This is a genomic window from Amycolatopsis nivea, from assembly GCF_004522235.1.
Classification (GTDB): domain Bacteria; phylum Actinomycetota; class Actinomycetes; order Mycobacteriales; family Pseudonocardiaceae; genus Amycolatopsis; species Amycolatopsis nivea.
Window position 1 is genome coordinate 79,998 of record NZ_SDLT01000034.1, and the last position, 19,647, is coordinate 99,644.

18 protein-coding genes are annotated in these 19,647 nt (G+C 70.2%); 9 read left to right on the forward strand and 9 right to left on the reverse strand.

Translation table 11 applies throughout. The features are described 5' to 3' along the window. Positions 1 to 31: 31 nt before the first annotated feature. The 7 genes from EIZ44_RS32285 to EIZ44_RS32315 all read right to left on the reverse strand — a co-directional run bounded on the left by EIZ44_RS32285 (position 32) and on the right by EIZ44_RS32315 (position 7,382). A complete protein-coding gene (locus EIZ44_RS32285) occupies positions 32 to 1,645 on the reverse strand; it encodes an AMP-binding protein (protein WP_134663618.1) in 1,614 nt (537 codons plus the stop codon). A 322-nt stretch (positions 1,646 to 1,967) separates the two neighbouring features. After that, positions 1,968 to 2,279: a contact-dependent growth inhibition system immunity protein gene (locus EIZ44_RS32290; protein ID WP_240691476.1), complete on the reverse strand. Its 312-nt coding sequence runs from the start codon at positions 2,277 to 2,279 to the stop codon at positions 1,968 to 1,970. 224 nt (positions 2,280 to 2,503) lie between these two features. Further along, positions 2,504 to 4,633 carry a transglycosylase domain-containing protein gene (locus tag EIZ44_RS32295; protein ID WP_205673379.1) on the reverse strand — a complete coding sequence of 710 codons (2,130 nt, stop codon included), beginning with the start codon at positions 4,631 to 4,633 and terminating at the stop codon, positions 2,504 to 2,506. 45 nt (positions 4,634 to 4,678) lie between these two features. Then, the gene (locus EIZ44_RS32300; protein WP_037818770.1) at positions 4,679 to 5,500 is read right to left on the reverse strand and encodes an ABC transporter permease; all 822 of its coding nucleotides are present in this window, start codon (positions 5,498 to 5,500) and stop codon (positions 4,679 to 4,681) included. Continuing rightward, positions 5,460 to 6,257, reverse strand: a complete 798-nt coding sequence (locus tag EIZ44_RS32305; protein ID WP_134732917.1) for an ABC transporter ATP-binding protein — start codon at positions 6,255 to 6,257, stop codon at positions 5,460 to 5,462. Before EIZ44_RS32305 ends, EIZ44_RS32300 begins: the two co-directional genes overlap by 41 nt. Beyond that, positions 6,254 to 6,706, reverse strand: a complete 453-nt coding sequence (locus EIZ44_RS32310; RefSeq protein WP_134732919.1) for a MarR family winged helix-turn-helix transcriptional regulator — start codon at positions 6,704 to 6,706, stop codon at positions 6,254 to 6,256. Before EIZ44_RS32310 ends, EIZ44_RS32305 begins: the two co-directional genes overlap by 4 nt. 70 nt (positions 6,707 to 6,776) lie before the next feature. Continuing rightward, on the reverse strand, positions 6,777 to 7,382 hold the full coding sequence (locus EIZ44_RS32315; RefSeq protein ID WP_037818808.1) for a LysE/ArgO family amino acid transporter: 606 nt from the start codon (positions 7,380 to 7,382) through the stop codon (positions 6,777 to 6,779). 70 nt (positions 7,383 to 7,452) lie between these two features. On the opposite strand from EIZ44_RS32315, the gene EIZ44_RS32320 reads away from it, so the two are divergent. Next, a complete protein-coding gene (locus EIZ44_RS32320) occupies positions 7,453 to 8,337 on the forward strand; it encodes a LysR family transcriptional regulator ArgP (RefSeq protein ID WP_037818775.1) in 885 nt (294 codons plus the stop codon). Positions 8,338 to 8,340: 3 nt separating this feature from the next. Here the strand turns inward: EIZ44_RS32320 and EIZ44_RS32325 are convergent, their stop codons facing one another. Further along, complete coding sequence (locus EIZ44_RS32325; protein WP_037818776.1) at positions 8,341 to 10,413, reverse strand: AMP-binding protein; 2,073 nt, start codon at positions 10,411 to 10,413, stop codon at positions 8,341 to 8,343. 147 nt (positions 10,414 to 10,560) lie between these two features. On the opposite strand from EIZ44_RS32325, the gene EIZ44_RS32330 reads away from it, so the two are divergent. From EIZ44_RS32330 to EIZ44_RS32350, 5 genes are all read left to right on the forward strand, one after another. Continuing rightward, positions 10,561 to 11,106: a universal stress protein gene (locus EIZ44_RS32330; RefSeq protein WP_240690656.1), complete on the forward strand. Its 546-nt coding sequence runs from the start codon at positions 10,561 to 10,563 to the stop codon at positions 11,104 to 11,106. Beyond that, on the forward strand, positions 11,103 to 11,858 hold the full coding sequence (locus tag EIZ44_RS32335; RefSeq protein WP_134732921.1) for a putative protein N(5)-glutamine methyltransferase: 756 nt from the start codon (positions 11,103 to 11,105) through the stop codon (positions 11,856 to 11,858). Before EIZ44_RS32330 ends, EIZ44_RS32335 begins: the two co-directional genes overlap by 4 nt. A gap of 66 nt (positions 11,859 to 11,924) precedes the next feature. Then, the gene (glgA, locus tag EIZ44_RS32340) at positions 11,925 to 13,082 is read left to right on the forward strand and encodes a glycogen synthase (protein WP_134732923.1); all 1,158 of its coding nucleotides are present in this window, start codon (positions 11,925 to 11,927) and stop codon (positions 13,080 to 13,082) included. Continuing rightward, positions 13,079 to 14,296 carry a glucose-1-phosphate adenylyltransferase gene (glgC, locus tag EIZ44_RS32345; RefSeq protein ID WP_037818780.1) on the forward strand — a complete coding sequence of 406 codons (1,218 nt, stop codon included), beginning with the start codon at positions 13,079 to 13,081 and terminating at the stop codon, positions 14,294 to 14,296. The genes glgA and glgC overlap by 4 nt, the downstream gene beginning before the upstream one ends. 129 nt (positions 14,297 to 14,425) lie before the next feature. After that, on the forward strand, positions 14,426 to 15,418 hold the full coding sequence (locus EIZ44_RS32350; protein WP_134732925.1) for an aldo/keto reductase: 993 nt from the start codon (positions 14,426 to 14,428) through the stop codon (positions 15,416 to 15,418). Positions 15,419 to 15,480: 62 nt separating this feature from the next. Here EIZ44_RS32350 and EIZ44_RS32355 read toward each other — a convergent pair whose 3' ends face one another. After that, complete coding sequence (locus EIZ44_RS32355) at positions 15,481 to 16,680, reverse strand: glycosyltransferase (RefSeq protein WP_167754341.1); 1,200 nt, start codon at positions 16,678 to 16,680, stop codon at positions 15,481 to 15,483. Positions 16,681 to 16,806: 126 nt separating this feature from the next. On the opposite strand from EIZ44_RS32355, the gene EIZ44_RS32360 reads away from it, so the two are divergent. The 3 genes from EIZ44_RS32360 (at position 16,807) to EIZ44_RS32370 (ending at position 19,639) form a co-directional block, all read left to right on the forward strand. Further along, positions 16,807 to 17,571: an SGNH/GDSL hydrolase family protein gene (locus tag EIZ44_RS32360; RefSeq protein ID WP_037818783.1), complete on the forward strand. Its 765-nt coding sequence runs from the start codon at positions 16,807 to 16,809 to the stop codon at positions 17,569 to 17,571. Between the two features lie 399 nt (positions 17,572 to 17,970). Next, positions 17,971 to 18,696 carry a GntR family transcriptional regulator gene (locus tag EIZ44_RS32365; protein ID WP_134732927.1) on the forward strand — a complete coding sequence of 242 codons (726 nt, stop codon included), beginning with the start codon at positions 17,971 to 17,973 and terminating at the stop codon, positions 18,694 to 18,696. A 208-nt stretch (positions 18,697 to 18,904) separates the two neighbouring features. After that, positions 18,905 to 19,639: a sulfite exporter TauE/SafE family protein gene (locus EIZ44_RS32370; RefSeq protein WP_037818787.1), complete on the forward strand. Its 735-nt coding sequence runs from the start codon at positions 18,905 to 18,907 to the stop codon at positions 19,637 to 19,639. The last annotated feature ends 8 nt before the right edge of the window (positions 19,640 to 19,647 follow it).

Genomic DNA, 19,647 nt, shown 5'->3' on the forward strand with positions numbered 1-19,647 from the left:
GCCGGTCCAGTAAGGACGACCGCTTCCGAAGTCAGCTCACCGGTTCGGCCGCGCGGCGGCGCAGCAGGTATCGCTGCACCTTACCGCTCGGGTTGCGCGGCAGGTCCGGGATGAACTCCACCCGTCGCGGGTATTTGTACGGCGCGGCAAGGGATTTCGCGAAGTCCTGCAGTTCCTTCACCTTCGCGTCGTCGCCGGCGACGCCCTCGTTGAGGACCACGTAAGCGGCGACGATCGAGCCGCGCGCGTCGTCCGGGGCCGCGACGACCGCGCATTCCAGCACATCCGGGTGGCGCAGCAGCACTTCTTCCACCTCGGGCCCGGCGATGTTGTAGCCGGACGAGACGATCATGTCGTCGCTGCGGGCGCGGTAGTGGAAGTAGCCGTCGGAGTCGCGGACGTAGGTGTCGCCGGTGAGGTTCCAGCCGTCCTCGACGAAGACGGTCTGCCGGTCGTCGGCGAGGTAGCGGCAGCCGGTCGGGCCTTGGACGGCCAGGCGGCCGGGGGTGCCGTCGGGGACGGGGTTTCCGTTGTCGTCGACGATCTGTGCCCGGTAGCCGGGGACGACGCGGCCGGTCGCGCCGGGACGGGCGTCCTCGTCGGCGGCGGAGATGAAGACGTGCAGCATTTCGGTGCTGCCGATGCCGTCGATGAGCCAGTGGCCGGTGGCCTCGTGGAAGTCGGTCGCGACGGATTCCGGCAGCGCCTCGCCCGCCGATACCGCGCGGCGCAAGCCGGACAACAGCGGGCGGCGGTCGGAGGCCAGGATCGCGCGGTACGCGGTGGGCGCGGTGAACAGGACTGTTACGTGATGCTCGGCGACGAGGTCGGCGAGTTCGGTCGGGGTGGCGCGCTCGATGAGCAGCGTCGCGGCGCCGGCGTGCAGCGGGAAGACCAGCAGGCCGCCGAGGCCGAACGTGAACGCCAGCGGGGGAGTGCCGCAGAACAGGTCGGTTTCCTGGGGTTTCACCAGGTGCCGGGAGAACGTGTCGGCGATGGCGAGCAGGTCGCGGTGGAAGTGCATGGTCGCCTTGGGACGGCCGGTGGTGCCGGAGGTGAAGGCGAGGAGAGCGACGTCGTCCGCGGCGGTGTCGACGTCCTCGAAGGTCGCGGGACGGGCGGCGCAGCGGGCGGCCAGGTCGTCGGGGCTGTCGCCGCCGTAGGGCACCAGGGGGAGGTCGAAGGACTGCAGTTCCTCGGGATACCGGTGGTCGCACAGGGCGATGACGGGCGTGCTCGCCTCGATGATTTTCGACAGTTCGTGCGCGCGCAGCATCGGCATGGTGGCGACGGCGACCGCGCCGGCTTTCAGCACGCCCAGCCAACACGCGGCGAGCCACGGGGTGTTCGGCCCGCGCAGCAGCACGCGGTTCCCAGGTACGACGCCCTGCGCGGTGAGCTCGTGGGCGATCTGGTTGGCGCGCGTCAGCAGGTCGCCGTAGGACCAGGATTCGGTGGGGGAGAGCAACGCGGGACGGTCGGCTCCCCAGCGCGCGATCGTGTCGTCGAGCAGGCGCGTGGCCGCGTTGAGCCGGTCGGGGTACTGCAGTTCGGGCAGGTCGAACCACAACCGCGGCCACTGCTCGAACGGCGGGAGGTGGTCCCGGCAGAACGTGTCGACATGCGCACTCGGCTGGAGCTGCACCACGTGCCCCCAATTCAGACGACGGCCATTCACGCGTCCAGCTACTGTAATACGTTTTACGACCGTCAGGAAGACGCAACATCGGACGGCGCTCGCGGGGGCACGGAGCGCAGTCGGGGCGGGGTTGGCGGGCTGCGCCGTCGGTGCGGCCCCCGTGGTGGGTGCGGGCTTGGTGCCGGAGTGTGGCGGATCGTGCCGATCAGGAACGGAGCCGCTCGCGGGGGTACGGAGTGCAGTCGGGATGGGGTTGGCGGGCTGCGCCGTCGGTGCGGCCCCCGTGGAAGGTGCGGGCTTCGTGCCGGAGTGCGGCGGACCGCGCCGATCAGGAACCGAGTTGCTCGCGGAACTTGGCGATGGGCTCGCGGAGGAGGAAGTCGAAGTCCTCGGCGGTCGTGTCGAGCGCGGCGAGGACGCGTTCGAGCCGCTCGAGGTGGTCCGGGCGGGCGTGCCAGTGGGACGGCGGGATGCGCAGTGTCGACGCGAGCAGATCGCCGGGGTAGAGGTCGCCTTCGCAGAGGGGGTCGTGCTCCAGCATCGCCAGCGCGCGCGGCAGGAGGATCGGCGCGCCGACGTCCTGGCCGAGCAGGAGGCGGAGGTCTTCGGCCGTGAGCAGGCCGATGGGCTTGCGCCGCAAGCGATGCACGGTCTCGATCAGCCTGGTCGCGTCGGCGGGAGGGTCGCCCCGGTCAGCGTTTCGATTTGCTCCAGCGACTGGGCGGACCGGTCGGGTCGTCGGGACAGGGGTGATCACCTCGTTCCGGGGACGAGTTTCGGAGGGCCGCCGATGCTCCGCGAGAAGCCCGTGCGGGGAACCCGCGGAGCGAATCAGGGTTCCCCGCACGGCGAAACCCAGGCGGCTCAGGCGTGCGCGTCCAGGTAGGCCGGGTCCGGGGGCGGGATCGGGACGTCCGGCTGTCCGGCCAGCAGTTGGTTCATCGCGGCGAAGTACGGCGGCGCGGCGACCGTGCCGCCGAAGGCGCCGTGGCCGCAGTTGCCCAGGTGGACTGGGGTGCCGGGGCAGATTTCCTGGGGGTGGGGGCCGTCGGCGAAGACCATGGACGACACCGCGTAGTGGTCGACTCCGCCGACGAACGCGACGGATTCGCTTTCCTGCGTGGTTCCGGTCTTGCCGATGTCCGGGTGGGTCCAGCCCGCCGACTGGGCCGCGCGGGCGGACGTGCCGATGGTGGTGTCCTGGCTCAGCCCCGCCTCCAGCGTGTTCGCGACGCCGGGCGGGATCACCTGTTCGCATGCCTGCTGGTGCAGCGCGACCGGCTGGCCGTGGCGGTCGGTGACGGACAGGATCGGGTCGGGCGGGCACCACATCCCGCCGCTCATCAGGGTGGCCGAGACGTTCGCCATCTCCAGCGGGCTCACCGGGCTGTTGCCCAGGGTGAACGACAGCAGGTTCTGGAAATACTGCGACTGCGGTTCGTTGTACTGCGGGTTCTTCGACCGCGCGTCCGACGGGTCGGTGATCGGCTTGCTGCCCGCGTCGTTGGTCGCCATCGTGTTGCGCAGGCCCAGTTTCCGCGCCATGTCCAGCACCGCGGGCATGCCCACCTGCGATTCCAAGCCGACGAACGCGACGTTCGGCGACGTCGCGAGCCCGGCGGCCAGCGTGATCGGGTTCGGGTAGCTCGTGCCGTCGTTGCTCACCGGATAGCAGTGCGTGTACCGGTTCATGTTGGGCGGGTTGAAACAGTCGCTGAACGGGTTCGGCAGCGGCGTGTTCAGGCCCGCCTTCCCGGCGACCATCGCCGCGGCCGAGGTGAAGATCTTGAACGACGAGCCCGCGCCGAACTTGTTGCTCGCGTCGGCCACGATGTTCGTGGACGTCTCGCCCTGGTCGGGATCGGTGCCGTAGTTGCGGTTCGCGACCATCGCGAGCACCTGGTGCCCGTCGCCCCCGGGCTGCACGACCGCGAACGTGTTGGCGACCCCGTCCTGCGTGGTCGGCACGTTCGCGTTGACCGCGTCCTTCGTCACCTGGCTCACGTGCGGGTCCATGGTGGTCTTCACGGTGTATCCGCCGGTGTCGATCTGGTCGACGGTGAGCCCGGACTGCACGAGATAGCGCACCGCGTACGCGCAGAAGAACCCGGCATCGGGAGCCGCGCCGAGGCACGTGCTCGCCGGCGCCTGCGGCCGCGCACCGCTGAGGCCCAGCGGGGTCGCCTTCGCGGTCGCCCCGTAGGACGCCGGGATCGAATGCGCCTGCACCATCGAATCGATCACCAGATTGCGCCGTTGGAGCGCCTTGTCCGGATGCGTGTACGGGTTGTAGATGTTGGGGTTGTTCACCATCCCGGCGAGCAGCGCTGCCTGCGGCACGGTCAGTTTGTCCGCAGTCGTCCCGAAATACGCCTGCGCGGCGGCGCCGACGCCGTACACCGTGCCGGTGTATTCGACCACGTTCAGGTAGTCGGCGAGGATGTCGTCCTTGGACACGGTCTGCGCCAGCTGCACGGCCATCTTCGCCTCGCGCAGCTTGCGTGCCAGCGAATCCTCCTGATCCCGTTGCTGCGCCGCCTTGTCGTTGCGGTCCACGACGTTCACGAGGTAGTTCTTCACGTATTGCTGCGTGAGCGTGGACGCGCCTTGCAGGTTCCCGCCGGAACTGTTGTGCACCGCGGCGCGCAGCATGCCCTGCGGGTCGACGCCGCCCTCGCTGTAGAACCGGCGGTCTTCGATGTCGACGATCGCGGCTTTCATCGCCGGGGAGATCTGCGCCGGAGTGACCGGAATGCGGTACTGCGAGTACAAAGTCGCGATCGTCCCGCCGTTCCGGTCGGTGACCGTGGTGACGAGCGGCGGCTCCGCGTGCACGAGATCGGCGGAAATGGCGTCGACCGAATCGCTGACCTGGTTGGACAGCACGCCGGCGCCGATCGCGACCGGGGCGAGCGTGCCCGCGACGAGAATCCCGGCCAGCACGCACAATCCGAGGAACGGGGCTATCCCCCTGCGACGAGACACGGTTCCCAACCTATGCCTCTCCCGGTGAGAAACCGGTGTGCGGACGAGGGTGTTTCATCGAGCCAACCTTCCCAGCAGAGCCGAAGCGACCGCGATCGCCAGCGCGGTCGCACCCACTAAGACGCCGAAGTCGGCCCAGAGGTTCTCCGGGGTGCCGATCAATAATCCCCGCAAGGCGTCGACTTGGTAACTGAGCGGGTTCGCGTGGCTCAGCACCTTGAGCCAGGACGGCATGAGGTTCACCGGATAGAGCGCGTTGGACCCGAAAAACAGCGGCATCGTGATCGCCTGGCCGATGCCCATCAGCCGTTCGCGGGAAAGCACCAAACCGGCGATAACGATGGAAAGACAGCAGAAAAAGGCCGAACCGAGCACAACGGCCACCGCGGCGCCCAGGAGCCGCAACGGGTTCGCGGTCAGCCCGACGCCGAGCAGTGCGGCGAGAATCACCACGATGAACGCCTGCACGAGGGCGCGCACCCCGGCGGCGAAAGCCTTGCCCGCCACCAGCGCCGCGCGCGGCGTGGGCGTGACGAGCAGCTTCGCGAGGACGCCCGCGTCGCGCTCCCAGATGATCTGGATGCCGTAGAAGATGGAGATGAACAATGCGGACTGGGCCAGGATGCCGGGCGCGAGATAGTCGAGATAGGGCACCGAACCGGTCGGGATCGCGCGCAACCGGGTGAACGTTTCGCCGAAGATGAGCAGCCACAGCGCGGGCTGGATCGCCCGGGTGAGCAATTCGGTCTGGTCCCGGCGGAGTTTCTGCAGTTCCACCAGGCACATCGCGCCGATCCGGGAGAACAGGACGCGCAACTGCCCCAGCGGGCCGGGGTCAGCCGAGACGGCGGGCGGTGCGGCGAGCGGCGCGGACATCGCGAATCCCTCCTGCGTCGAGCGCGTTCCCGGTGACGGTCCGGAACACGTCGTCCAAAGTGGACTGCGGGCCGAGCCCGGCTTCGAGGTCGGCCGGGGTGCCGAGCGCGCGGATCTTGCCGGTGTGCATCAGCGCTACGCGGTCGCAGTACTGCTCGGCTTCGTCCATGTAATGGGTGGTGACGAGCACGGTCATCCCAGTGTGGGCGCGGATCTCGGAAATCCGCTCCCAGACCGCTGAGCGCGCCACTGGGTCGAGGCCGATGGTCGGCTCGTCGAGGATCAGCAGCCGGGGCGAGCTGACCAGCGCCTGCGCGAGTTCCAGCCGGCGGATCATGCCGCCGGAGTACCGGCCGGCCGGGCGGTCCGCGTCGTTCTCAAGGCCGACCAGCTCCAGCGCCTCCCGCACCTGGGCGGCGCGTTGGGCTCGCGGCACGTCGAAGAGCCGGGCGAACAGCGACACGTTCTCGCGGCCGGTGAGCGCGCCGTCGGCGGAAAGCTGTTGGGGGACATAGCCGATCAGGCGGCGGACGGCCATCCGGCGGCGGGCGACGTCGAGCCCGAAGACGGTGATGCGGTCCGGCGAGACGGGCAAAAGCGTCGTGATCATCCGGATCGTGGTGGTTTTCCCGGCTCCGTTCGGGCCGAGCAGGCCGAAGACCTCGCCGGGCTCGATGGCGAGATCCACGCCGTCGACCGCGACGGTGGTCCCGAAGGAGTGCCGCACTTCGGTGCAGCGGACTGCCGGTTCGCTCACGTGTCCTCCTTGAGCACTTCGGTGAGCCGTTCGAGGGCGGGCAGTGCGGCGACGATCGCCGAAGTGTCCTCTTCGGACAGTTGAGCGAGCGCGGCGGAAACCAGGCCTGTTCGCGTACGCCGCCAGGTCGCCATCCGGTCCTGGGCCGCGTCGGTGAGCTGCAGTCGCGCGGCCCGGCGGTCGGCCGGATCGACCTCGCGCCGCAGCAAGCCCGCCTCGGTGAGCACGTTCACGAGCGTGCTCACCGAATTCCCGGCCAGGCTGAGCTCCCGGGCCGCCGCCGCGACGCCGATGCCCGGGTTCCGGTGCACGACCCGCAGCAGTTCCACCTGCGAGCCCGGCAGATGCGGGCCGGGCAGTTCGGCCCGCACGCGGCGGCGCACGACACGGCGTACGCCCAGCACCGCGGCGAGAACGCGTTCGGCGAGGTCGATCCGGGGTGCGGGCATGCCTCGAAGTTAGCTCTGAGTCAGAGTCATTAGCAACGCTAAATGTCTCGTTCGCCGGAAGCCTGCTGGTTTATCCCTGATGAAGCAGCAACGCGACGCCCAGCGCGGTCATGGTCGCCGCGATCACGCCGTCCAGGATCCGCCAGGCGGTGGGACGCGCGAAGACGTCGGACAGCCTTCGCGCGCCGAGCCCGAGCGTGCTGAACCAGACCGCGCTCGCGACCACCGCGCCGATGCCGAACAGCCAGCGGCTGTCGCCGTGTCCGGCCGCGACGGAGCCGAGGAGGAGAACGGTGTCGAGATAGACGTGCGGGTTGAGCCAGGTGAGCGCGAGGCAGGTGAGGAGGACGCGCTTCGGCGAAGACAGGTCGGCCGGGGTGACGGCCAGCGTGCCCGGCCGGAAAGCCCGGCGCGCGGCGAGGATCCCGTATCCCACCAGGAAAAGCCCGCCGACGATCGCGATCGCCTTGATCGCCGACGGCCACCGCTGCAGCACCGCCCCGATCCCGCTCACCCCGGCGGCGATGAGGACCGCGTCGGACAGCGTGCAGACGAGGATCACCGGCACGACGAGACCGCCGCGCAATCCTTGGCGGAGCACGAAAGCGTTCTGCGCGCCGATGGCGACGATGAGGGACATGCCGGTGCCGAACCCGGCGCTGAGCGCTGCGATCACCCTGCCGACGGTAGAAGCGGTCGTCCGCATTATTCCAGGTAAAGATTCTGAACTAAGATAAGCGTTCGTGATGTCCGATCTTCCGCTCGACCAGGTCCGCACTCTGCTCGCGGTGGTGGACGAGCAGTCGTTCGACCGGGCCGCCGCCGTCCTGCACGTGACTCCGCCCGCGGTGAGCCAGCGGGTCAAGGCGCTGGAGCAGCGGATCGGCCGGGTGCTCGTGCTGCGGTCGAAACCCGTGCGGCTCACCGAATCCGGCGAGGTGCTGGTGCGGTTCGCCCGGCAGCTGACCCGGCTCGAATCCGACACCCGCGCGGAACTGGGCCTCGGCGGAGCCGGCCAGCCGACGACGCTGCCGATCGCGGTCAACGCGGACTCGCTGGCCACCTGGTTCCTGCCCGCGCTCGAAGAGGTCCCCGCCGAACCGCCGGTCTCGTTCGACCTGCGCAGCGACGACCAGGACCACACGGCCGCCCTGCTGCGCGAGGGCTTGGTGATGGCCGCGATCACCGCGACGCCGCAACCGGTGCAGGGGTGCACCGTCCGCCGCCTCGGCACGATGCGGTACCGGGCGGTGGCGTCGGCGGAGTTCGTGCGCCGCTGGCTGGACGGCGGCTCGCTCGCGGAGCGGCTGCCCGCCGCGCCGGTGGTGGTGTTCGATCGGAAAGACGATTTGCAGGACCGGTTCCTGCGCCGCCTGACCCGGCGCAAGCTCTCGGGCCGCGTCCGGCACTGCATCCCGGCGTCGGTGTCCTTTGTGGACGCGGTGGCGGCCGGGCTCGGCTGGGGGATGGTGCCGGAACTGCAGCTGTCCGGACGGGAACTGGTGGATCTCGCGCCGGACCGGGCGGTCGACGTGGCGTTGCACTGGCAGCAGTGGAAGCTGGACTCGCCGTCGCTGGCCGCGGTGGCGGAGGCGGTGGGGAGGGCGGCTGGGCGCGCGTTGGGGCCGTAGGGCCTACCCCTGCGCGATCGGCCAAAGGTCGTCGTTGAGAAGCCGCTTCACGATCTTCCCGGTCGCGTTCCTCGGAAGCTCCGGCACGAAGTACACATCGCGCGGCACAGCGAACCTCGCGAGCCGCTGGTGGATGTAGTGCCGGACGTCCTCCGCGTGCATGCGAGCGCCGCGGCGGAGCACGACGTATGCGGCCAGGCGTTGGCCGAACTCGTCGTCCGGGACGCCGACCACGGCCGCGTCCGAGACGCCCGGCAGTGCGGCCAGCGCTTCTTCGACCGGGCGCGGGAACACGTTCTCGCCGCCGGACACGATCATCTCGTCGGCCCGGCCGGTGACGAACAGCCGTCCGGACGCGTCCTGGTAGCCGACGTCGCCGGTGGCCATCAGGTCGTGCGCGCGGGGGACGCTGGAACCGTTGGTGTAGCCGTCGAACAGCATGTCGTTGGCGACGAAGATCTGGCCCTCGTCGCCGGGCGGGACCGGGCGGCGGTCGTCGTCGAGGATCGCGACCTGGGTGCCGGGCGGGCAGCGGCCCGCGGACGTCGGCGCGGCGCGCAGGTCGGCCGGGTCGGCGATGCTCGCCCAGGACACCTCGGTGGAGCCGTAGAAGTTGTAGAGGACGTCGCCGAAGGTGTCCATGAACGACGTCACGAACGCGCCCGGCATCGCCGATCCGCTGCTCGCCACGATCCGCAGCGACGACAGGTCGTACCGGTTGCGCACGCGTTCGGGCAGGTCGAGGATCCGCTGCAGCATGATCGGGACCGCGAACAGCGCGTCGCAGCGGTGCTCGGCGATCGTGCGCAGCGTCTGCTCCGCGTCGAACCGGCGGATCAGCGACAGCTCCGCCCGCAGCGCCATGCCGAGCTGCATCGCGGCCAGCCCCCAGCTGTGGAACAGCGGGGCGGCCACGGCGATCTTGTCCCTGGCCCGCAAGGGGATTCGCGACAAAACGGTCGCCGATGTGCTCACGCCCTTCGGCGTCGGACGGCGCGCGCCCTTCGGCGCTCCGGTGGTGCCGGAGGTCAGCACGACTATCCGGCCTTCGTGTTCGCTCGGCTTCGGCCGGGTCGTCGGGGCGTCCTGGAGCAGTTCGTCGAGCGTGCGGTAGCCCTGGTCGGCGTCGTCCCACGTGCTCACGCGCGGGAATTCGCCGGGCACCGACGCGATGATCGGCGCGAACTCGTCGTCGGCGAGCACCGCGGCGGGCGGGTGCTGCGTGAGCACCTCCTCGACGGCGGCGGGGGAGAGACCGGTGTTGAGCAGGACGACGTCGGCGCCGAGCTTGCTGCAGCCGACGAACGCCTCGATCATCGCCGCGTGGTTGCGGCACATCAGCGCGACCCGCGATCCGGGCTTCACGTCGAGCGCGGCCAGCGCGTTGGCCAGCTGGTTGCTGCGTTCGTCGATCTCGCCGAACGTGCGCGTGTTGCGCTCGTCGTGCACCGCGACGTCGTCGGCCCCGCGCGCGGTCGCGGCGAGGTATCCGCCGGCCAGGGTCGCGCCCCAGCGGGCGAGGGAACTGAGCTGCTTGACCATCTTGTCCGGCCGTCCCGCGGCCAGCACGCCCGCTCGGACCAGCGTGTTCGCCGTGCGCAGGGCGGTGGCCGGCTCTTGCTCCGGCGGGTCGCCCGGCAGCCCGGACAGCTGCTGCCCGATCCGCTTCGCCAGCTGCTTGAGCAGGCCTTTCGCCGTGCCGCGGGCGAGCAGGTCGGAGTGTTCCGGCGGCAGCGACGGGAGCATCATCCGCAGCACGATCTCGGTGCCTCCGCGCGGAACCGGCCGCAGTTCGACCGACACCCAGGTGCGCTCGTCCGGCAGCCCGCACCAGACGACGTGCTCGCCCGGGCGGTACACCGCCGCGTGAATCGTGCCCTCGACCATGGTGTGCCGGTCCGGGGCCAGCCGGATCAGGCAGTGCGGCCCGCGCCCGCGCTCGGCCGGAACGGTGACCTCGCACCAGCTGATCGCCGGGACGAACCTCGGGTACAGCTCCGGACTGCCGACTATCTGCCACACCTGTTCGGGCGAGTGCCCGACCACCGCACTCGCCTCGACTACATCGTCTCGCATCGCGATCCGCCTCGCCGCCGCACGCGTGTGGGCTCCCCGGTCCTTCCCGGACGCGTGTTCAGGTTGCGGGGACGCTACCAGGCACGAGACGCCCGGGGTACTCCGAAAGGCCCAAAATCCAACTGGGTGGGAATTTTCTTGCGGAGCGTGCCCGAGGGTGACGGGCGCGACCCGGCGAGGCCCGGCACGCCGGACATAATGGGCCGGGTGGAGCAACTGGTCGAGGAATACGGACCCAGCTGGGACCCGGGCCCGTACGAACGGGGCACCGACGGACCGCGCGTGATCCTGGTCGGCGCGGACACTTCGCCGACCGGGCTGCGGGCGACGGCCTACGGCGGCGGCCTCGCGCGGAGGCAGCGCGCGCGGCTGGTCGTGGTGTACGTGGCCGCGCCGACGGTGTGGACCGGCCTCGCCGCTGCCGCGGTCGTCGACGTGCAGCAGCAGACCTTCGAGGAAGAGATCGAGCAGCTGCGCGCGGAACTGCGCGACCGGGCGGCGGACCTGCAGGTGCCGGTCACGTTCGTGGTCCGCCGCGGCGAGACCTTCCCCGAACTGCGCCAGGCCGCGCAGGAGGTGAACGCGGACATGGTCGTGGTCGGCGCCTCCGAACAGGGCGGGCACCGGCTCGTCGGTTCGGTCGGCAACCGGCTGGTGCGCGCCGCGACCTGGCCCGTCGTCGTGGTGCCGTGAGCGACTTCGAGGACACTGTCGCGCGGCTGCGCGCCGCCGGGTGCGTGTTCGCCGAGGACGAGGCCCGGCTTCTGCTGGGCCAATCGGGCGATCTGGCCGGAATGGTCGAGCGCAGGGTTGCCGGAGAACCGCTGGAGTACATCCTCGGCTGGGCGGAATTCGTCGGCCGCCGGTTCGTTGTCGCGCCGGGCGTCTTCGTGCCCCGGCACCGCACGGAACTGCTCGTGCGGCTGGCTGCCGGGTTCGCGCGCGAGCAGTCGGTAGTGCTCGATCTGTGCTGCGGCTCCGGTGCACTGGGCGCAACGGTCGCGGCCGAGGTGCCCGGAATCGAGCTCCACGCGGCGGACGTCGAGCCCGCCGCGGTGGACTGTGCTCGGCAGAACGTGCCTGGTGAGGTCTATCAAGGCGATCTCTACGCCCCGCTTCCGCAGCGGTTGCGCGGCCGGGTGGACGTGCTGATCGCGAACGTCCCGTACGTCCCCACTGACGATGTCGCGCTCATGCCGCCCGAGGCGCGCGACCACGAACCCCGCGTCGCGCTCGACGGGGGAGCCGACGGTCTCGACGTGCTCCGTCGCGTCGTCGCCGAGGCTCCGGAGTGGCTGGCTCCGGGCGGGCACGTGCTTTTCGAGGCCAGCGAACGCCAAGCCGACGCCGCGACGGCCGAACTGCGGCGGGCGGGGCTGGTCGCGTGGGTGGAAGAAGAGGACGAACTCGGCGCGACTGTCGTGGTAGGACGGCGCGAACACTGAGCGGCGAACCGGATTCGCCCGCTTTCCGTACTGCGTGCGTCCGGGGCGGACGTCTAGGGTCGACCCATGAAGGTCGGCCTGCTCACCCGGGAGTACCCGCCGGACGTGTACGGGGGAGCGGGGGTGCACGTCGAGTTCCTCGCGCGGGAACTGCGGTCGCTGGTCGACCTCGACGTGCACTGCTGGGGCCCCGACCGTCCGGACGGCGCGCACGGGCACCGCGACGCGCACGGGTACGCCCAGCCCGCGTTCGCCACCATGGACATCGCGGTCTCGATGGCGGACGCGCTCGCCGGGCACGATCTCGCGCACAGTCATACCTGGTACGCGAACCTCGGCGGCCATCTCGCGAAGCTCGCGCACGGCATCCCGCACGTCATCACCGCGCATTCGCTCGAACCGCTGCGGCCGTGGAAGGCCGAGCAGCTCGGCGGCGGCTACCGGGTGTCGTCGTGGATCGAACGCGACGCGTACGAGGCGGCGGACGCGATCATCGCGGTCAGCTCCGGCATGCGGCGCGACGTGCTCGCCGCGTACCCGAACGTCGATCCGGCGCGGGTGCACGTGGTGCGCAACGGCATCGACACCGAGCTGTACCAACCCGATCCGGGCACCGATGTGCTGGAGAAACACGGGATCGATCCGAACCGGCCTTACGCGTTGTTCGTCGGGCGGATCACGCGGCAGAAGGGCGTGCCGCATCTCGTGCGCGCCGGGGCCGCGCTGGACGAAGACGTGCAGCTGATCCTGTGCGCGGGCGGTGCGGACACGCCGGAGCTGGACGCGGAGTTCCGCGGGCTTGTCTCTGAACTCCAGGAGAACCGGTCCGGCGTGCACTGGATTCCGGAGATGCTGCCGCGCACCGAGGTCGTCCAGCTGCTGACGCACGCGCTGGTGTTCGTGTGCCCGTCGGTGTACGAGCCGCTCGGCATCGTGAACCTGGAAGCGATGGCGTGCGGCACCGCGGTGGTGGCCAGCGACGTCGGCGGCATCCCGGAGGTGGTCGCGGACGGCGAGACCGGTGTGCTGGTGCATTACGACGAGAACGAGCCCGGCGCTTTCGAGGCCGGGCTTGCGCGCGGGATCAACGACCTGGCCGCGGATCGTGACCGCGCCACCCGGCTGGGCCTCGCCGGACGGGACCGCGCGGTGGGAGAGTTCGGCTGGGCAGCGATCGCCGCCGCGACGGTCGGGGTTTACGAGGCGTGCGGGAGGGTTTCGTGATCGACGGATCCGATGTGCTGGGAATCGTCCTCGCCGGCGGCGAGGGCAAACGGCTGATGCCGCTGACCACCGACCGCGCGAAACCCGCGGTCCCGTTCGGCGGCGTGCACCGGCTGGTCGACTTCGTGCTTTCCAATCTGGTGCACGGCGGGATCCGCCGGATCTGCGTGCTGACGCAGTACAAATCGCATTCGCTGGACCGGCATATCTCGACGACCTGGCGGCTGTCGTCGCTGACCGGCGAGTACGTCACGCCGGTGCCCGCCCAGCAGCGGCTCGGCCCGCGCTGGTTCCAGGGCAGCGCGGACGCGATCCACCAGAGCCTCAACCTCGTGCACGACGAATCGCCCGCGTACATCGCGGTGTTCGGCGCGGACAACATCTACCGGATGGATCCGCGCCAGATGATCGACGCGCACATCGCGTCCGGCGCGGGCGTGACGGTCGCCGGGATTCGCGTGCCGCGCGCGGAGGCCCGGTCGTTCGGCGTGATCAGCACCGAGGACGGGACGAAGATCGACGCGTTCCTGGAGAAACCCGAGGACCCGCCCGGCCTGCCGGATTCGCCGGACGAATCGTATGTGTCGATGGGCAATTACGTCTTCACGACGCAGGTGATGCTCGACGCGCTGCACGCGGACGCCAAGAACCCGGCGTCCAAACACGACATGGGCCGCGACATCATCCCGGCGCTGGTGGAAAAATCCGAGGCGGCGGTCTACGACTTCAACGGCAACGTGGTGCCGGGCGAAACAAGCCGCGACCACGGCTACTGGCGCGACGTCGGAACGATCGACAGCTATTACGACGCGCACACGGACCTGATCTCGACGCAGCCGATTTTCAACCTGTACAACCGGAAATGGCCGATCCTGGCCCATCCCGGCCAGCGCGCGGCGGCGAAGTTCGTGGAAGGCGGCACGGCGACCCAGTCGATCGTCAGCAACGGCTGCATCATTTCCGGCGCACAGGTCGTGGATTCGGTGCTGTCGCCGGACGTTTTTGTCGAGAACGGCGCGGTCGTGCAGGGTTCGGTGCTGCTGGACGGCGCCCGGGTCGGCCGCGGCGCGGTGGTGCGGCGCGCGATCCTCGACAAGAACGTCGTCGTCCCGCCCGGTGCGCACATCGGGGTGGACTTGGCGCGGGATCGCGGCCATTACCACGTGAGCGACTTCGGGATTGTCGTGCTGGGCAAGGGAGAAACCGCGATCTAGGGCCGCTGTCCTGGCGAGAGGGGTTCTCGCAGTACCTGCATCATCAGGATCTCCCAGAGGTCGGAAGGGCCTGCCTAATCTGTGGGCAGTAGCAATGGCCTGGATGATGTTTACTGAGGAGCATGTGCGGTGCAGAAGCGCTTGCTGGGACAGCAACTCGAAGTTTCGGCCCTGGGACTGGGCTGCATGGGCATGAGTTTCTTCTACGGCGAGCCCCCGGGCCGCGCCGAGATGACGAAACTGCTGCGGGCGGCCGCGGACCGCGGCGTGACTTTCTTCGACACCGCCGAAGTCTATGGTCCTTTCACCAACGAAGAACTGGTCGGTCAGGCGCTGGCTCCGGTGCGCGACCAGGTGGTGATCGCCACCAAGTTCGGCATCCGGCACGGCGAACACGGACCGAGCCCGATGTCGGGGCTCGACAGCCGCCCGGAGCAGATCCGCCGGGTGACCGAGGCGTCGCTCACGCGTCTTCGCACCGATCGCATCGACCTTCTCTACCAACACCGCGTCGATCCCCAGGTGCCCATTGAAGACGTGGCGGGCACGGTAAAAGAGCTGATTTCCGAAGGCAAGGTCAAGCATTTCGGTTTGTCGGAGGCGGGCGCGGCGACAATCACCCGCGCTCACGCCGTGCAGCCGGTAACGGCGCTGCAAAGCGAATACTCGTTGTGGACGCGCGAGCACGAAGCCGAGATCATTCCGACCTTGGAGAAGCTGGGTATCGGCCTGGTGCCTTACAGTCCGCTCGGGAAAGGCTTTCTGACCGGCAAAATCGATGATCGCACGCCTCTGGCCGACAACGACCTTCGGCGTTCCCTGCCGCGCTTCACACCCGAAGCGCGACAGGCCAATCAGGCACTGATCGAGTTGCTCCAGCAGATCGCCGGCGACAAGAAAGCCACCCCGGCCCAGATCGCTCTCGCTTGGGTGCTGGCGCAAAAGCCGTGGTTCGTGCCGATCCCCGGTACTACGAAGCTGCACCGCCTCGAAGAAAACCTTGGCGCGCTCGACGTCGAGCTGACGCCCGGCGACCTGCAGCACATCGAGGAGGCCGCGGCGCAGATTCCCATCCGCGGCGAGCGCGTTCCCGAGCAGCTGAAGTCGCTGTTCGGCCGCTGAGCGCGCGGGCCGGCCCGGCCGACGGTCCTGCCGGGTCCGCCCCGCGCGGTGCCGGATCCGGTTCAGCTCAACGCGGCGAGGGCGCGCGCGATGACGTCGGAAGGGCTCGGCTGCCCGGCGATCTCCGCGCGCACCTCGGCCGCCGCCGTGGAGAACGCATCGTCCTCGAGCACCTGCCGCACCAGTTTCCGCATCGTCTCGACGTCCACAGCGGACGGATCATGGCTCAGCCCGACGCCTCGCTCGACCACCCGCTCCGCCGACATCGGATTGTCCGCGAAACTCGGCAACACCACCTGCGGCACCCCGTAGAACAACGGCGCGGCGGTAGTCCCGGACCCGCCGTGGTGCACGATCGCGGAACACCCCGGCAAGAACGCCGAGAGCGGCAGATACCCCACCGACCGGACGTTCTCCGGAAGCTCGCCGAGCTCGCTCAGATCCGCGGTGCCGGCCGCGAGGACGACCTCGACGTCCATCCCGCCGAGCGCGTCCAGCACGACCTTCAAACTGCTGACCCCGGTCATCGCCGGAACCACCGTGCCCAGCGTGACCGCCACCCGCGGCCGTTCCGGCTTCCGCAGCGCCCACTCCGGCAGCACCGCCCCGCCGTTGTAGGGCACGAACTGCATCGGCCACCAAGGCGCGCCGTCGCGTTCGTCGACGTGCTCCTCGTCCGCGCGCAGCCCGCCCATGCTCGGCGCGCGCGGGTCGATCCGGGCGATGACGTTCGGCGGCGCGTCGCCGATGCCGAGCTTCTGGCGCATCAGCGCGACGAGCTCGCCGCTCAGGAAGTCGTCGTGCTCGGCGCGCCACGAGAGGTCCCTGGCCGACCACGAGATCCGGTTGCCGACCTCCAGCGCGGGCACGCCGAGCGCGACCGCGGCGAGCGCGCCGGCCCCGTGATCGGACGGGTAGACGACCAGGTCCGCGCCGAACGCCCGGCCCGCTTCGATGGTGCCCTCGGTCATGGCGGCGGTGAAGAGCCCGAACGGACCCTGGGCCTGCCGCGCGAGCCGGTACTCCTCGGGTTCGTCCGCGTCCGGGGCGGAACCGTCCTTGACGTTCGCCAGCAGATCGGCCCAGATGTCGCGTCCGGGGAAGACGTCGGCGACCGGCAGCCCGGCGCGCGCGGACACCTCGGCGATCTCGGCGGTGGTGGCCAGCAGCACCTCGTGCCCGGCGGCGCGGGCGGCCCAGACGACCGGGATCAGCGGGAGGGTGAGCCCGTACCCGGGCGCGGTGGCGAACAAGATCTTCACCTCCTCGAGACTGCCAGAACCGTGACGCTCCCCGCATCCAGGTTTCTGTTCGGGCACACCGGTAACGCGCGGGGCGGCCGCCGCGACACATCCGCAGATCATCCTCCCCGGAAAGGCCCGGTCCCCATGCGAAAAGCCCGTGTCGCGGCATTGCTGACCCTGGTCGGCTTCGGCATCGCGATGTCCCCCGCCGTCGCCGCCGACGCCGGGCAGACCAGCACCTGGTGCACCAAGAAGGAGCAGGTCGCGATCCTCGGCACGTCGGCCGACACCGGCTACGGCACCACGGGCTACCAGTCCACTACGGACACTTACGCGCCGACCACGTACGGCTGGACCACGAAAATCGCCAACGACCTGCACGCCGAGTGGAACACCACCACGAAGAACTACGCGCACAACGGCGCGATGGCCACCGACTACCTCCCCGGCGGCCGCTGGCCCGACACGACCGGCGCGCTCGCCGACATCACCCAGCGCCAGCCCGACCTGGTGCTCATCGACCTCGGCGGCAACGAGCTGATCTCGCAGACCGACCCGGCGGTGTTCAAGGCGAACCTCGGCAAGGTCATCGACAACATCCGCGCCGCGCGGCCCGGGGTCGACATCCTGCTGTCGATTTACGCCGAGCTGAAGTGGACGCCCAACCCGTGGGGCGGGCAGACGCAGAAGTACTTCTGGTCGCAGTACGCCTCGTCGATCTACGAGACGGCGGTCGCCAAGGGGACGGCGCTCGTCGACCTGCGGCAGTACATCCCGCCCGCGGGCTCGGCGAACCTGCCGAACCCGAGCCCGTGGCTGGCGGACAACGTGCACCTGAACGACGCGGGGAACCTCGCCGAGTACGGGATGTGGTGGGGCTGGACGTCGAGCTTGGGGAGCATTTGCTGAGCGTTCCGGCTGCTGGACGCTGACTCGCGGGGCGGGTCTGCGGCCGGTCGCGGTGGGGGCTTGCGGTCGGTCGCGGTCGCGGTCGCGGTGCGGGGTGCGGCTTTGCGCCCGGTCGCGGTGCGGGGTGCGGCCTTGCGGCCGGTCGCGGTGCGGGCTGCGGGCTGCGGGCTATCGCGGTGCGGGCTCGCGGTGGTGGCTCAAGGGAACTCTCCGCCGAAGGTGACGGAGGCCGCTGGCCTAGCCCGGCTCCGATCCCGCCGGAGCGTCCGCGCCCGTCCGGCCGGTTCGCGGTGGCGGAACGCGCCACCGGGTCCCCGTTCCCGCTGCTCACAGCGTTTCCGCAGGTCAATGCGGGTGGCGTAACCTCGGCGTAATCAAAATCCAGGTAGCGTCGCCGAAGTGGTGACTACGCAGCGGAGGGCGGAACGGGCCCGGCAGGTGGCCGACGGGTTGCGGCAGCGGATCGTCGCGGGCGAAGTCGGAGATCTGCTGCCGGGCGAGCGGGCGCTGGGCGAGTGGTTCGGTGCGTCGCGGAACGTCGTGCGGGAAGCGCTCGGCTTGCTGCGGGACGAAGGGCTCGTCGAGCGCAGGCAAGGCGTCGGGACGCTGGTCGTGCGGCCGAAATACGGGCACGGGCTCGATCGGCTGACCGGGCTGGCGGAGGCGCTCGAAGGGCACGGCGAGGTCGTGAACGAGGTGCGCACCGCCGAGACGGTCGCCGCGCCGCCGTCGGTGGCCGAGCGGCTCGGCCTGGCGGCGGGGGAGCAGGTCGTGCATCTCGAGCGCGTACGGCGGCTGGGCGGGGCGCCGTTGTCGCTGGACTCGACCTATCTGGTCGCGGATCTGGGGATTCCGTTGCTGGGAAAGGATCTGGCGCATCGGGACCTGTTCGCGCTCCTGGAGGAGACGAACGGCATCCGGCTGGGGCGGGCGGAGGTCGAGGTGCACGCGGTGTCCGCCGGGCCGGATACGGCCGCGCTGCTGGACATCGCGCCGGGGACGGCGGTGTTCGCGCTGGACCGGTTGACCCGGCTGCCGAACGGCCGACCGGTCGACGCGGAGTGGCTGCACATCCGCGCGGACCGCCTCACGCTGCGCGCGACCTTGCAACGCGGGGCGGCGTGATCCGGCGAGCCTCGTGCGTGGTGATGCCGGTTCTTACCGGCTTCGACACGCACGACGCCCGAGTGCGCTGCGGTTTCTGGTGGCGGGGTGGGTGCGGGCTGGGTGACCGTGCGGCGGAGTGCGGAAGAGCGAACGGCTTCCGGTCGCGGACTGGGCGTGGGCCGGGTGACTCCGCGGCGGAGCGCAGAACAGAGAACGACTTCCGGAGGTGCCCGAGGTGATCGCCGCGCTCATTGTCACCGGATTGCTCGCCGGGATCGGCATCACTGCCGTCGGGCCGGGCGGGGTGCTCGCGACGGTCGGGTTGTTCGTCTTCACCTCGCTCACCCCGGCGCAGGTGGCGGGCACCGCGATCGTCACGCACGTGGCCACCGGGATCCTCGGCAGTGCCGCGTTTGTCCATTCCGGACAGTTGCGGGAGCCCGAAACCCGGCGGGTGGCGGGAGTTCTCGCCGCGGCCGCGTTCGTCGGGACGCCGCTGGGGGTGCTGCTGAACTCCTGGGTGTCCACCAAGGCGTTCGGGATCGTGCTCGGCGGGTTCGCGCTGGTCGTGGCGGTGTTCGTCGGGCTGAAGGGGCGGGAGCGGGCGGTCGGGCTGCCGGTCGCGGGGGCGATCGGGGCGGGCGTCGCGGTGGTGGCGGGGCTGGTCGGCGTCGGCGGGCCGATGCTGGCGGTGCCGTTGCTGGTCGTCGCCGGGATGCCGGTGCTCGGGGCGCTCGCCGCGGCGCAGGTGCAGTCGGTGGTGATCGCCAGCGTCGGGACGCTCGGGTATGTCCTGCACGGCGCGGTCGATTGGCGGCTGGCGGCGATTGTCGGGATACCTGAGTTGGCGGGGGTCTTGATCGGCTGGCGGATCGCGCACGCGTTGCCGACCAAAACGCTCAAAGCCGCCCTCATCGCGGTGCTGGTCGGGATCGCGCCGTATCTCGCGTTGCACGGCTGAAGCCGGGT

Coding starts and splice junctions, on each gene's coding strand:
- EIZ44_RS32300 (WP_037818770.1), bottom strand. CDS start 5,500: ATGTCCGCGCCGCTCGCCGCACCGCCCGCCGTCTCGGCTGACCCCGGC.
- EIZ44_RS32310 (WP_134732919.1), bottom strand. CDS start 6,706: ATGCCCGCACCCCGGATCGACCTCGCCGAACGCGTTCTCGCCGCGGTG.
- EIZ44_RS32325 (WP_037818776.1), bottom strand. CDS start 10,413: ATGCGAGACGATGTAGTCGAGGCGAGTGCGGTGGTCGGGCACTCGCCC.
- EIZ44_RS32320 (WP_037818775.1), top strand. CDS start 7,453: ATGTCCGATCTTCCGCTCGACCAGGTCCGCACTCTGCTCGCGGTGGTG.
- glgA (WP_134732923.1), top strand. CDS start 11,925: ATGAAGGTCGGCCTGCTCACCCGGGAGTACCCGCCGGACGTGTACGGG.
- EIZ44_RS32360 (WP_037818783.1), top strand. CDS start 16,807: ATGCGAAAAGCCCGTGTCGCGGCATTGCTGACCCTGGTCGGCTTCGGC.